Annotated in this window: 14 protein-coding genes; 6 read left to right on the top strand and 8 right to left on the bottom strand. The window is 60.4% G+C overall.

Annotation, left to right across the window (positions count from 1 at the left end):
• Positions 1-2: 2 nt before the first annotated feature.
• Together ACYYKW_RS22695 and ACYYKW_RS22690 are read right to left on the bottom strand one after the other, a co-directional pair.
• Positions 3-779, bottom strand: a complete 777-nt coding sequence (locus ACYYKW_RS22695) for a class II glutamine amidotransferase (protein ID WP_090282235.1) — start codon at positions 777-779, stop codon at positions 3-5.
• A 15-nt stretch (positions 780-794) separates the two neighbouring features.
• Positions 795-1,292 (bottom strand): MFS transporter, encoded by a 498-nt coding sequence (locus ACYYKW_RS22690; protein ID WP_464991219.1) that lies wholly within the window; start codon positions 1,290-1,292, stop codon positions 795-797.
• A 224-nt stretch (positions 1,293-1,516) separates the two neighbouring features.
• On the opposite strand from ACYYKW_RS22690, the gene ACYYKW_RS22685 reads away from it, so the two are divergent.
• Together ACYYKW_RS22685 and ACYYKW_RS22680 are read left to right on the top strand one after the other, a co-directional pair.
• Positions 1,517-3,571, top strand: coding sequence for a S9 family peptidase (locus ACYYKW_RS22685; RefSeq protein ID WP_093103745.1), 2,055 nt, complete (start codon positions 1,517-1,519; stop codon positions 3,569-3,571).
• Between the two features lie 196 nt (positions 3,572-3,767).
• Positions 3,768-4,241 (top strand): cyclic nucleotide-binding domain-containing protein, encoded by a 474-nt coding sequence (locus ACYYKW_RS22680; RefSeq protein WP_090282232.1) that lies wholly within the window; start codon positions 3,768-3,770, stop codon positions 4,239-4,241.
• Here the strand turns inward: ACYYKW_RS22680 and ACYYKW_RS22675 are convergent.
• The gene (locus tag ACYYKW_RS22675; protein WP_090282231.1) at positions 4,238-4,522 is read right to left on the bottom strand and encodes a hypothetical protein; all 285 of its coding nucleotides are present in this window, start codon (positions 4,520-4,522) and stop codon (positions 4,238-4,240) included. The two genes, ACYYKW_RS22680 and ACYYKW_RS22675, sit on opposite strands and share 4 nt — an antisense overlap.
• A gap of 80 nt (positions 4,523-4,602) precedes the next feature.
• Here ACYYKW_RS22675 and ACYYKW_RS22670 point away from each other — a divergent pair, with 80 nt between their 5' ends.
• The 4 genes from ACYYKW_RS22670 (at position 4,603) to ACYYKW_RS22655 (ending at position 6,840) form a co-directional block, all read left to right on the top strand.
• Positions 4,603-5,289, top strand: a complete 687-nt coding sequence (locus tag ACYYKW_RS22670) for a spermidine synthase (protein WP_093103748.1) — start codon at positions 4,603-4,605, stop codon at positions 5,287-5,289.
• Between the two features lie 49 nt (positions 5,290-5,338).
• Entirely contained in the window at positions 5,339-5,710 is a 372-nt protein-coding gene (locus tag ACYYKW_RS22665; RefSeq protein ID WP_007944009.1) for a YajD family HNH nuclease, read from the top strand.
• Between the two features lie 209 nt (positions 5,711-5,919).
• On the top strand, positions 5,920-6,390 hold the full coding sequence (locus ACYYKW_RS22660) for an RNA methyltransferase (RefSeq protein ID WP_007911337.1): 471 nt from the start codon (positions 5,920-5,922) through the stop codon (positions 6,388-6,390).
• A gap of 81 nt (positions 6,391-6,471) precedes the next feature.
• On the top strand, positions 6,472-6,840 hold the full coding sequence (locus ACYYKW_RS22655; RefSeq protein WP_090282229.1) for a YgaP family membrane protein: 369 nt from the start codon (positions 6,472-6,474) through the stop codon (positions 6,838-6,840).
• Between the two features lie 170 nt (positions 6,841-7,010).
• On the opposite strand, the gene ACYYKW_RS22650 is transcribed toward ACYYKW_RS22655, so the two are convergent.
• The 5 genes from ACYYKW_RS22650 to ACYYKW_RS22630 all read right to left on the bottom strand — a co-directional run bounded on the left by ACYYKW_RS22650 (position 7,011) and on the right by ACYYKW_RS22630 (position 11,977).
• Entirely contained in the window at positions 7,011-7,460 is a 450-nt protein-coding gene (locus ACYYKW_RS22650; protein WP_090282228.1) for a YcgN family cysteine cluster protein, read from the bottom strand.
• Between the two features lie 243 nt (positions 7,461-7,703).
• Positions 7,704-8,636, bottom strand: a complete 933-nt coding sequence (locus ACYYKW_RS22645; RefSeq protein ID WP_464991218.1) for a D-2-hydroxyacid dehydrogenase — start codon at positions 8,634-8,636, stop codon at positions 7,704-7,706.
• A 104-nt stretch (positions 8,637-8,740) separates the two neighbouring features.
• Positions 8,741-9,034: a YcgL domain-containing protein gene (locus ACYYKW_RS22640; protein WP_090282226.1), complete on the bottom strand. Its 294-nt coding sequence runs from the start codon at positions 9,032-9,034 to the stop codon at positions 8,741-8,743.
• Positions 9,031-10,164 carry a ribonuclease D gene (gene rnd, locus ACYYKW_RS22635; RefSeq protein WP_093103751.1) on the bottom strand — a complete coding sequence of 378 codons (1,134 nt, stop codon included), beginning with the start codon at positions 10,162-10,164 and terminating at the stop codon, positions 9,031-9,033. Before rnd ends, ACYYKW_RS22640 begins: the two co-directional genes overlap by 4 nt.
• 163 nt (positions 10,165-10,327) lie before the next feature.
• Positions 10,328-11,977 (bottom strand): phosphoethanolamine transferase, encoded by a 1,650-nt coding sequence (locus ACYYKW_RS22630; RefSeq protein WP_464991217.1) that lies wholly within the window; start codon positions 11,975-11,977, stop codon positions 10,328-10,330.
• Positions 11,978-12,256 lie beyond the last annotated feature (279 nt).

Raw genomic sequence — 12,256 nt, 5'->3', positions numbered from 1 at the left:
CCTTATTCGGTCTTGCCCTGGCTGACGCATTCGCCGCGTCGCCACAGGCTCCATTGGCCCGGTTCGTAGCGGGTCCAGGTTTCATTTTCGGTCAACGGTTCGGTGGCGATCACCGTCACCACGTCGTTGGGCGTGGTTTCCGCCTGGAAGTCGACGATCACATCGACATCCTTGAGCCGCGCCGGGCCGAACGGTGCGCGCCGAGTGATCTGCGCCAGTTTGGTCGAGCAATAGCAGAACAGCCAGTCGCCATCACTGAGCAGGCAGTTGAACACGCCTTTGCTGCGATATTCAGCACAAGCTGCGACCAGGTCCGGCAACAGCATTTCGATATCGACCGGCTCCGGGAACGCGGCCCGCACGCGATTGAGCAGATCGCAGAACGCCGCTTCGCTGTCGGTATCGCCGACCGGGCGGTAGAAACTTTTGATCGGAGTGAATTCGGCGAGCTGACCGTTGTGGGCGAAGCACCAATTGCGGCCCCACAGCTCGCGAACGAACGGATGGGTGTTGGACAGGCAGACCTTGCCGACGTTGGCCTGACGAATGTGGCCGATGACCACTTCGCTCTTGATCGGGTAGCGCTGCACGAGGTTGGCGACTTCCGACTCGCTGCTTGCGGCCGGGTCCTGGAACAGGCGCAAGCCGCGACCTTCATAAAAGGCGATGCCCCAGCCGTCGCGGTGCGGGCCGGTACGACCGCCGCGCTGCATCAGGCCGGTGAAGCTGAACACGATGTCGGTCGGCACGTTGGCACTCATGCCCAATAATTCACACATGTGCGGACTCTCGGATTACAGACGCGGCTCGACCCGCATGCGCTGCGGAGTGTTCGGCACGGGCGGGCGGCCGTAACGGTCGTCACCGGCACCGCCGAATGGCTGATCGTCGTCGCGGTCATCGGCGCGCGCCGCAGCCTTGGCCGCTTCAGACTGCTCGCGGCGTGCTTTGGAGGCACGTTCGATGGGTAACCGAATCAGCACGAACACCAGATAGACACCGAGCGCGATCATGCCGTACATGAACAGGTCGGACACCGCCCGCCAGGCGTTGTTGCCGACCTTGAACAGCAGGTCCAGGGCGGTAATGGCGATGGCCGGCGCGACCTTGGCTTTCACCGGATCGACAATGGTCGGGCTGAACAGCAACACCGCCATCAGCACACGCAGCGGCTCGCGCAACCAGCGCCACATCCAGGTGGTCAGGCGCATCCATACCAACAGGCAGCCTACGGCGGCAAAGGCGTAGAGGCCCCAGGCGATCAGATAGTCGTTCTCGGTCATGGTGTCCATGGCAAGGCAGGCAAAGAGGCGCTTATAGTAACGACTTTTCGCCCATGCGGCTTGTCCCAATAGACACACACCCTGTAGGAGTGAGCCTGCTCGCGATAGCGGTATCTCAGTCAGAATTGATTTGAATGACACACCGCTATCTCGAGCAGGCTCACTCCTACAGGGTTTTGCGGCGCTTTCAAGACCCGCGAAAACCCTTATTCCGAATTGTCCGAGAGCCTTCCATGCCCGAATCCGCCAATGTCATCACTGCACCGATCGCCCACCGGGCGCCCGGCGCCGACCCGTATGCCTGGCTGCAGGAGCGCGACACCGACGCGGTGCTCGATTACCTCAAGGCCGAAAACGCTTACCAGGAAGCGCAAACCGCCGATCAGGCCGAGCTGCGCGAAACCCTGTTCAACGAGATCAAGGGCCGGATCCTCGAAACCGACCTGTCGTTGCCGTCGCCGTGGGGCCCGTACCTGTATTACACGCGCACTACCGCAGGTGACGAATACGCCCGGCACTATCGCTGCCCGCGTCCGGCCGACGACAGCCTGACCCTCGATGAAAGCCGCGAACAATTACTGCTCGACCCGAATGCCTTGGCCAACGGCGGATTTTTTTCGCTGGGCGCGTTCAGCATCAGCCCCGACCATCAGCGTCTGGCCTACAGCGTCGATGCCTCGGGCGATGAGATTTACACACTGTTCGTCAAAGAGCTGTCCAGCGACCGGGTCAGCGAGCTGGAATTTGCCGACTGCGACGGCAGCATGACCTGGGCCAACGACAGCCTGACCCTGTTTTTCGGCGTGCTCGACGATACCCATCGCCCACACAAACTGTTCCGTTATCGCCTCGACGGCACCGCAGCGGAAGAAGTGTTTCACGAGCCGGACGGGCGCTTTTTCCTGCATTGCTATCGCGCAAGTTCTGAGCAGCAGTTGCTGCTGTCGCTGGGCAGCAAGACCACCAGTGAAGTCTGGGCGCTGGACGCCAACCAGCCGCACCTGCCGTTCACCTGCCTGGCGCCGCGAGTCGAGGACCATGAATACGACGTCGACCACGGCATGCTCGATGGGGTCTGGACCTGGTTCATCCGCAGCAACCGCGACGGCATCAACTATGCGCTGTATCAGGCCCCGGACACTGGCGAGGTGCCGAGCGAGGCGGACTGGCAGAACCTGATTCCGCACAACGACGAGGTGATGCTCGACGGCGTCAGCCTCAATGCCCAAGCCATGACCCTGAGCCTGCGCGAAGGTGGCTTGCCGATCATCGAAGTGCACCCGCACGGTCTGGCACCGTATCGCGTGCAATTGCCGGACGCGGCCTACAGCCTTTATGTGCAAAACAGCCTGGAATTCGTCAGCGACCGCATTCGTCTGCGTTACGAAGCGTTGAACCGCCCGGCGCAGGTGCGTCAGTTGCTCCTCGCCACGGGCGAACAAACGGTGCTCAAGGAAACGCCGGTGCTTGGCCCGTTCGATGCCGACGCCTACGTCAGCCAGCGTCTGTGGGCGACCGCGCCGGACGGTACGCAAGTGCCGATCAGCCTGGTGATGAAGCGCGAAATGCTCGGCAAACCGGTGCCGCTGTATCTCTATGGTTACGGCGCTTACGGTTCCAGTCTGGATCCGTGGTTTTCCCACGCGCGTCTGAGCCTGCTCGATCGCGGCATGGCCTTCGCCATCGCCCACGTGCGTGGCGGCGGCGAACTGGGCGAGGCCTGGTATCGCGCCGGCAAACAGGAACACAAGCACAACACCTTCAGCGATTTCATCGCCTGCGCCGAGTTTCTGATTCTCAACGGCATCACCACCGCAGAAAAACTCGCAATCAGCGGCGGCAGCGCCGGTGGCTTGCTGATCGGCGCGGTGCTCAACCAGCGTCCCGACCTGTTCGGCGTGGCGATTGCCGAGGTGCCGTTCGTCGACGTGCTCAACACCATGCTCGACCCGGAACTGCCGCTGACCGTCACCGAATACGACGAGTGGGGCAACCCGGAAGAACCGGACGTCTATGATCGGATCAAGGCCTACGCGCCTTACGAAAACGTCACCGCGCAGGCTTATCCGCCGCTGCTGGTGATCGCCGGCTACAACGACAGCCGCGTGCAATATTGGGAAGCGGCCAAGTGGGTGGCGAAATTGCGCGCGACCAGGACCGATAACAATCCGCTGCTGCTCAAGACCGAACTGGGCGCCGGGCATGGCGGGATGAGCGGGCGTTATCAGGGATTACGTGACGTAGCGCTCGAATATGCGTTTGTATTCAAGGTTTTGGGCCTCGCCTGAGGAACTCTGTGGGGCGCTTGGGTCTTAACTCCAGACCCGAGCCTTCCACAAAACCCATGCAGGAGTGAGCCTGCTCGCGATAGCGGTGTGTCAGTCACCTGTAATTTGAATGGCACACCGCTATCGCGAGCAGGCTCACTCCTACAAGGGGATCGTGTAACGCCTGAAAATGTGAAAACAAAAAGACCGTGACGACATGTCAGAACCGACCTTACTGAACAATGAAATCCGCGACTGGCTGATGGACTGCGGCCTGTTCGACCAATTGCAACTGGCCGACTTTGCCGCCGCGTCCGGCTACTTCAGCATCAGCACCGTGGCGCAAGGCGAAGCGATCTTTCACGAGGGCGATGCCGGCAGCTTCATGTGCATCATTCACACCGGCCAGGTGGCAGTGCAGAAAACCGGCGCTGATGGCCAGGTCATCACCATGGCCACGCTGCGCAGCGGCCGGGCGTTCGGCGAAATGGCCGTGCTCGACGGTGAGCGGCGCTCGGCCACCTGCATTGCTGCGAGCAACTGCCAGTTGCTGAACCTGGGCAAGGATTCGCTGGAAAAAATGCTCAACGACGCCCCGAAGATCGCCGCGAAGATCATCCGCGCCCTCGCCGTCTCGCTGTCGAAACGCCTGCGCATGGCCGACGGTCAACTGGCGGCGCAGCAGGTTTAACCGCCGGGGGATTTGGCCTTGGTGCCGCTCGGATCGATGCCCGGCACCGGTTGATCCTTGCTTGGCGGGCCAGGCATTTCGATCGGCACCAGCGGCGGGCTGCCACTGCCGGCGCCGGATTTGGGCAAAGTGATCGGTGTAATCTGCGGATACGGCGTTGGTGTCGCAGTACCGGGCGAACCGGGTTGCGGCGTCGGGCTGACCGGAATCGCCTGCTGCGCCTGCGCCGCAGTAATCGCGAGCGCGGCCAGGGCAATGACCGTTAGAATGGTGCGCTTCATCAAGGGCTCCGTTTGGCCTCTAGTCTGTGCTCAGGCTACTCCCAACAAGCCTGCTTGCCTTCCCCCCTGTAGAGATTTCCATGAAACGTTTCGTTCTGCTCGACACCACCCCGATCCCTGAAAGCGGCGGTGCCCTGTGCCTGTTCGAGTATGGCGAGGACTTCGTCATCAAGATCCAGGGCGGCGACGGCGGGCAATTGATGAACACGCGCATGCACGGTTCCGAGGATGCGCTGGCCGAGATTCCCTGCCGCAAGGTCGCCGGACGGCCGGATTCGCGGGTGCTGATTGGCGGCCTCGGCATGGGTTTCACTTTGGCTTCGGCGCTCAAGCATCTGGGCAAAAGCGCCGAGGTGGTGGTCGCCGAGCTGGTGCCTGGCGTGGTCGAGTGGAATCGCGGCCCGCTGGGTGAAAAGTCCGGTCGGCCGTTGCTCGATCCGCGCACGGTGATCCGTCAGGAAGACGTGGCCAATGTGCTGCAGAGCGAACCCAACGGCTTTGACGCGATCATGCTCGACGTCGACAACGGCCCCGAAGGCCTGACCCAGAAGGCCAACAGCTGGCTGTACTCCGCCGCCGGGCTGAATGCCTGCGCCAAGGCCTTGCGCCCCAAGGGCGTGCTCGCGGTGTGGTCGGCCAGCGCTGACCGGCAATTCTCCGACAAATTGAAAAAGGCCGGCTTCAAGGCCGAGGAAGTCCAGGTCTTCGCCCACGGCAACAAGGGCACCCGCCACACGATCTGGATTGCCGAGAAGCTCAAGGGCTGAGCTAAACTCTGCGCATAACCGTCATTTGTCTTTCTACAAAGGTGAACCCATGAGTTCGTCCACCCCCACCAATACGTCGAAGCTGGACCGCATCCTCGCCGACAACCAGCGCGACAAGGAAATGGGCTACCGCGACAAAGCCCTGAAGATGTACCCGCACGTCTGCGGCCGCTGCGCCCGTGAGTTCTCCGGCAAGCGCCTGAGCGAACTCACCGTGCACCACCGCGACCACAACCACGACAACAACCCCCAGGATGGCTCGAACTGGGAGCTGCTGTGCCTGTACTGCCACGACAACGAGCACTCGCGTTATACCGATCAGCAGTATTTCGGCGAAGGCTCGCTGAGCACGCCGAAAATCGCCAAGGCCACGCATAACCCGTTTGCCGCACTGGCCGGGCTGATGAAAAAAGAAGACTAACGATCTTCATCGCCTGAACTGGCCTCATCGCTGGCAAGCCAGCTCCCACAGTGATCAGGATCGTTCACAAATTTTGTGTGTATCCCGGAAAACCTGTGGGAGCTGGCTTGCCAGCGATGAGGCCGGGCCAAACACCGCAGATCTTGAATCTGCCCGCCCTCCCCCAATCCCCGTATAATCGCGCTCTTTTTCCCGAAGGCACCCCGCTCGTGGCAGACAAACGGTACAGCTGCATTGGTTTGTATAACCCCAAATCACCCGAGAACGTCGGTTCGGTGATGCGCGCCGCCGGCTGCTATGGCGTGGCGTCGGTGTTCTACACCGGCAAGCGCTATGAACGCGCCGCTGACTTCGTCACCGACACCAAACGCGTGCACTACGACATTCCGCTGATCGGCATCGATGATCTGAAAAAGATCCTCCCGCTCAACTGTGTACCCGTCGCCGTGGAACTGGTCGAGGGCGCCCGCCCGCTGCCGGAATACACCCACCCGGATCGCGCGCTGTATATCTTTGGCCCCGAAGACGGCTCGCTGGACAAAGAGATCCGCGACTGGTGTGAAGACGTCGTGTACATCCCGACCACCGGCTGCATGAACCTTGCCGCCACGGTCAACGTCGTGTTGTACGACCGCATGGCCAAAGGCCTGAACACTCGCTCCGGACCGAAATTCCGCTGAAGCGTCGCACATTCGATGGAACAAGCTGGTCGCCGCGGCAGTCAGCTTGTTTATCCATCATTGATTGCCTGGAGAACCATCATGTCCGAGCTCAAGCGCGTCGAATCGACCCCGTTTCAATCTCATTCCAACCAGAACGTCCACGGCTGGGAGCGCATTGGCTCGTTGACCGGCGGCGTGCTGATGGTCGGCAAAGGGCTGCGCCGCGGGGGTGTGTTCGGCCTGATTCAGGTCGCGTTGGGCGGCATGGCCATGGCCCGCGGGATTACCGGGCACTGCTCGGCGAAGAGCCTGCTGGAGAAAAGTCGTCAGGACATGAACAACGTGCGGGCGAAGATCGAGCGCGCCGGGGAAGAACTGAACAAGCTGAAAACCAATGCCGAAGTGGCGACTGAAACTGCCACCGTGACCGGCAATGATTCGCTGAAGTCGCCGAAAGCTGCGGTTTGATCCAGAACCTTTAGCGCTTCTGCCGGCCCCATCGCTGGCAGGCCAGCTCCCACAGGGGTTGTGGATTGTACTCAAGCCGAATGTACGACACGAAACGTGTGGGAGCCAGCCTGCTGGCGATAGCGGTCTGACAGGCGCAGGTCAGCGCCAAGCCTGATCCGATTGCTGGCTCAACCCGCGCGAAAGATCAGGTGATCTTCCCAGTCGTCCTCCGGCACGCTGCCCTCGGCCAGCATGCGCCCGGACTGGGAAATTCGCTCGTGGTGCACCGCGTCGCGGTCGCCACACACCAGGTGATGCCACAACGGCAGGTCCTTGCCCTCGCTGACCAGACGATAGCCACAGGTCGGCGGCAGCCATTTGAATTCTTCGGCCTGACCCGGTGTGAGCTGAATGCAGTCGGGGACGAACTGGATGCGGTTCGGATAATCGCTGCACTGACAGGTTTTCAGATCCAGCAGTTTGCAGGCGATGCGCGTGTAATAGACGCTGTTGTCTTCTTCATCTTCGAGTTTCTGCAGGCAACACAGACCGCAGCCGTCGCACAGCGATTCCCACTCCTCGTGATCGAGCTGATCGAGGGTTTTGCGTTTCCAGAACGGTTCGACTATCGCGGCCATGGCTCAAGCATCAACATCAGGTGGTGAAAAGGCCGCCAGTCTAGTGCCGGCGGGGCTGTCGGCCAAGCGCTGGCGACTGTCGGTAAATCCTGGTCGTCGCCTATGAGCCGCACCACAAACCATTGTGGGAGCCAGCCTGCTGGCGAAAGCGGCCTGTCAGGCAACATTGTTGTTGTTTGACACTGCGCAATCGCCAGCAGGCTGGCTCCCACAGGTGTTGTGCATCTTCCGGCAAGCGGCGAGTCAATAACCGCGGTCGAAATCCACTTCGCCGCGCAATGCCTCACCCGCCTGATAGGCCTTCAGGTTGTCGACAAACAGTTGCACCATCAACGCCGGTGAAGTCGGCGCCGAGCTGTGCCCGGTCAGCAACAAACCCCACGCCGTCCAGAACGGGTGGCGCTGCGGCAATGGTTCCTGGCGGCAGACATCGATCACTGCCCCGGCCAGATGCCCTTCCTTCAGGGCTTCGACCAGATCGGCATCGACCACCGCAACACCCCGCCCGGCGTTGATGAATAACCCGGTCGGTTTGAATTGCTCGAACAGCGCCGCATCGTAGATATCGTGGGTGTGCTCGGTGTTTGGCAGCAGATTGACCACGTAGTCGACCTCCCCCACCAGGCGCGGCAGGTCAGCCATCGAGCCGACTTCGACAAACGGCGCCTGCTCACGGGCGCTGCTGGCGATGCCGTACAACTCGATGCCGAACGGCAACAGAAACTGCGCCACGCTCTGGCCGATATCCCCGGTGCCGACGATCAGCACCTTGCGCCCGACCAGGCTCTGGCCACTGCGGTTGTCCCACTTGCGCTCGACCTGGCTGACCAGACGCGCCAGCACTTCGCGCTCATGGCCGAGGATGTAGGTCAGCACGTATTCAGCCATCACCTGACCGAAAATCCCCACCGCACGGGTCAGGCGATAATCGCGGCGCAAGCCGTCGGCGAGCAACGGCGTGATCCCGGCCCAGGTCGATTGCAGCCATTGTGGCTGATGCCCTTGGCGCAACAGCGTCGCCAGCAGATCGGGCTGGCCCAGCCAGACCGGGCAATCGGCGGCCTGCCGCGCCAGTTCGGCGGAGTCGCCGCTGGTCAGTACTTCCAGCTCCGGCGCTGCCTGACGCAGCAGCCGGGCGTATATCGCGTGGTCGTGTTCAGCAATCAGAACGCGCATTTTCAAACCTTTCGCAAGCCGTGCAGACGGTCGCCGGATTCCGGCGGCCATCGCGGTAAAAACAGTTCCAGGGTGGATCGAGGCTCAGAACAGAGCCCCGCCGATCAGACCGGGTCGTTGCGGCGCAGCAGCTCTTCGGGCAAGTGCTCGATATACTCGTCCTCGGCTGGCGGCATCTGCAAGTGATAGCCCTGCTTGTCGAGGTTTTCCAGAACCACGGTGATGTCTTCGCTGGCCAGTTTGCGCGCAGGCGACAGCACCAGATCGAAGGAGTGTTTGGCTTTGCCGAACGCCAGCATCAGCGCTTCCGGCACGCGCTCGAGCGCATCGCTTTTGAGCACGTAAAGGTACATGCCGCTGCGCTTGGAACTTTGGTAGATGGAGCAGATACGTTTCAAGGCTGTTCTCCGGCGGTGGCCAGGCTGTCGAGCAGCTTCTGGCCCATGAGTTCGCGGCGCCAGCCACGCAACGACTCGGGCAATTGGTATGGCCCCTCGGGGAAGCCGCTTTTGACCAGCGCTTCGAGGGTTTTCTTGCGCAGCATCAGTTCCGGCGCGATATCCAGACGCTCGGCCTCCGCCTGCCCCAGTGCGCGCAGGCGTTTGATCAGCGCAGCGGCTTCGATCGGCAACGGCTCCGGCACGGCGGGCGGCCATTGATCAGGCCCCACACTGCCAGAGCGCTTGATCAGATCAAGCAGAAACTGGCCGTCCTGACGCACGGTACGCGGGTGCATGTCTTCGATCTTGCCCAGCGCGGCGAGATTGTCCGGTTGCGTGCGGGCCAGCGGCCACAGCGAATGCTCGCGAATGATGCGGTTGCGCGGCAGGTCGCGGGCTCGCGCCTCACGCTCGCGCCAGGCACACAGTTCACGCAGCACGGCCAGTTGCGCACGGGACAGTTTCCACGCCAGCTTGGCCTCGCGGTAAACCTCGTACGGATCGGTTTCGCGGCGCAGGTTGGCGACCAGTTCGGCGCCATCTTCCAGCACCCAGGCGAACTTGTCGGCGGACAGCCTGGGCTGCAGTTCGACAAATACTTCGGCCAGATGCACGGCATCTTCGGCGGCGTAGCTGATCTGCGTCTCGGACAGCGGACGTTGCAACCAGTCGGAACGGGTCTCGCCTTTGGGCAGGTCGATGCCGAGCACTGACTGCACCAGCCGCGAGTAACCCATCGAGAAACCGAGGTTCAGGTACGCGGCAGCCAACTGGGTGTCGAACAGCGGCGCTGGCAGGCTGCCGGTCAGACGCAACAGCACTTCGAGGTCTTCGCTGCAGGCGTGAAGCACTTTCAGCACCGCCGGGTTTTCGAGCAACGCCGCCAGCGGTTGCCAGGCATTGATGGTCAGCGGATCGATCAGGTAGGCGCGTTTGCCGTCGCCCACCTGCAACAGGCCGGCAATCGGATAGAAGGTGTCGACCCGCATGAATTCGGTGTCGAGGGCAACGAACGGCAGTTGCTGCCACTCGGCGCAAAACTGCGCGAGGCTTTCGTTGTCGCGAATCCAGTGAATATCGATAGCCACACGGCTCTCCCTTGAAGAATGGCGCGCAGTATATATCGCCACCGGCGATTTACGCGCCTGGGAAGGGTAACAGCTGTAACGAAATGTCCTGCGAGATAGAAAGAATAGTCTGACAGAGGAAACAGACAGGCCCGTCGCGTCAGCGGGGCGGGCCCGAGATTTTTCAATCCTTGGCCAGCACGCCGTCGATCACCGCACCACGGCAACCGGCAAACAAGTCCAGATCGGCCTGATAAACGCTGCTTTTGACTTCCAGCAGGCCGAGCATCGAGTGGAACAGATTGTCCTGGCTCAGCGGTTTGTCGCGGCTCATTTGCAGGCAGTGTGTATCGACCGAGTAGGCTTTTTGATAACTGTCGGAGAACCACGCCAGCATCGCCACATGTTTCTGTTGTTCCGGCGCCAGCATGTAAGGCGTGCCGTGCAGGAACAGGTTGTACTCGCCCAGCGACTCGCCGTGATCGGACAGATACAACATCGCGGTATCGACTTTGTCCTGATTGCTGCGCAATACATCGATCAGGCTCGACAGCACATGGTCGGTGTAAACCAGCGTGTTGTCGTAGCCATTGACGATACTTTCGCGGCTGCAATTGTTCAGCGCGTTACTTTCGCAGACCGGGGTGAAGTGCTCGTACTCCTTCGGATAGCGCTTGAAGTATTCCGGGCCGTGGCTGCCCATCTGGTGCAATACCAGCACGGTGTCCTTGTCCAGATGATCGATAAAGCTCTGCAGGCCTTGCAGGAGAATTTCGTCGCGGCATTCGCTGTTGGCGCATAACGCCGGATCTTTCAGATTACTCACATCCTGCACCGTGACGCGATCACAAGTACCTTTGCAGCCCGACTGGTTATCGCGCCAGATCACGTCAATGCCGGCACGCTTGAGCACATCGAGCAGACCTTCTTCATTCTTCGCCTTGCTCGCGCCGTAGTTCTTGCGGCCCATGTTGGAGAACATGCACGGCACCGACACGGCGGTTTCCGTGCCACAGGAATGTACATCGGTAAAAGCGATCAGCCCGGCTTCCTTGTCGAGTGTCGGGGTGGTGTCGCGGGGGTAACCGAGAATGCCGAAGTTTTCCGCACGGGCGCTTTCGCCGACCACCAGCACGGTCAGGGATTTACGCGGTTGCAACTTGATGTCCGGATTGCGCTGGGCGTCTTCGCCGATTTTGATGAACGGCTGCTGTGCGGAAGCTACTTGTTCACGCAAGTAACCAGCAGAAGCGCCGATAAAGTTGCTCGGCACCAGCATCAAGCGAATTTCATGATGATTGCGAAACAGCGAGGACAAGCCTTGATAGTTGGCCAATGCCACCCCGCCAATAACCGCCGCACTGGCAACACTCACCACAACTTTACTGAAGACTTCGCGATGCCAGCGACGATAATCAACCGGCACTTTCCACAACAACCATGAAGGCAAGACACCGAGCAATAGAATAAAAGCAAACAACTTCAACGACAGCAGATCGCGCACTTCCGTGACATTGGTTTCGGCAAAGTTTCGAAACATGCCGGCGTCCATCATCACGCCATACTGGTTCATGAAGTAAGCCACACCGGCACTGGTTAAAAACAGCACGACCAGCACAGGCTTGAGCAGCGGGCGAAAGGCAAATACCGTCAACACCAGATTGAATGCCGCCAGGATCATCACAGCAAAAGCCACACGCATGGCGATGCCCCGGCCATCGCCACCGGTGATCGCGAACAGGTGCTGCCAGAGCACCAGATTGAAACCGATCAGAAGAAAGGCACTGGCGATCAACGTCACCCATTCCGGGCGCACGGCTTTTGACTTGAACATAGAAAGGGCTGTTCCTGAAAAGAAGAGCCTTGGCTGATAACGAATTTTTCATTTATGAAAAATTCATTAACCAAGTGCATGCAAACTTTAGGCAGGCAACCATCAATTTTTTGTGAAAAAGACGCCAACGATTAGTTGGCCTTTAATAATATCGCTGGACCAAGTATGTATTTGAGAATGGTTCAGGTTTTACTCAGAAAAAACGCTCAGCTCATGCAGAAGTGAGCCTGCTCGCGATAGCGGTGTGTCAGGCAACACTTATGCTGAATGACACACCGC

Source organism: Pseudomonas sp. 15C (genome assembly GCF_055484735.1).
This window is presented reverse-complemented; position numbering and strand designations above follow the sequence as displayed.

Bases quoted from the DNA above. Each gene is read 5' to 3' on its own strand.
- ACYYKW_RS22695 (WP_090282235.1), bottom strand. From the start codon at position 779: ATGTGTGAATTATTGGGCATGAGTGCCAACGTGCCGACCGACATCGTG.
- ACYYKW_RS22690 (WP_464991219.1), bottom strand. From the start codon at position 1,292: ATGGACACCATGACCGAGAACGACTATCTGATCGCCTGGGGCCTCTAC.
- ACYYKW_RS22685 (WP_093103745.1), top strand. From the start codon at position 1,517: ATGCCCGAATCCGCCAATGTCATCACTGCACCGATCGCCCACCGGGCG.
- ACYYKW_RS22680 (WP_090282232.1), top strand. From the start codon at position 3,768: ATGTCAGAACCGACCTTACTGAACAATGAAATCCGCGACTGGCTGATG.
- ACYYKW_RS22675 (WP_090282231.1), bottom strand. From the start codon at position 4,522: ATGAAGCGCACCATTCTAACGGTCATTGCCCTGGCCGCGCTCGCGATT.
- ACYYKW_RS22670 (WP_093103748.1), top strand. From the start codon at position 4,603: ATGAAACGTTTCGTTCTGCTCGACACCACCCCGATCCCTGAAAGCGGC.
- ACYYKW_RS22665 (WP_007944009.1), top strand. From the start codon at position 5,339: ATGAGTTCGTCCACCCCCACCAATACGTCGAAGCTGGACCGCATCCTC.
- ACYYKW_RS22655 (WP_090282229.1), top strand. From the start codon at position 6,472: ATGTCCGAGCTCAAGCGCGTCGAATCGACCCCGTTTCAATCTCATTCC.
- ACYYKW_RS22650 (WP_090282228.1), bottom strand. From the start codon at position 7,460: ATGGCCGCGATAGTCGAACCGTTCTGGAAACGCAAAACCCTCGATCAG.
- ACYYKW_RS22645 (WP_464991218.1), bottom strand. From the start codon at position 8,636: ATGCGCGTTCTGATTGCTGAACACGACCACGCGATATACGCCCGGCTG.
- ACYYKW_RS22630 (WP_464991217.1), bottom strand. From the start codon at position 11,977: ATGTTCAAGTCAAAAGCCGTGCGCCCGGAATGGGTGACGTTGATCGCC.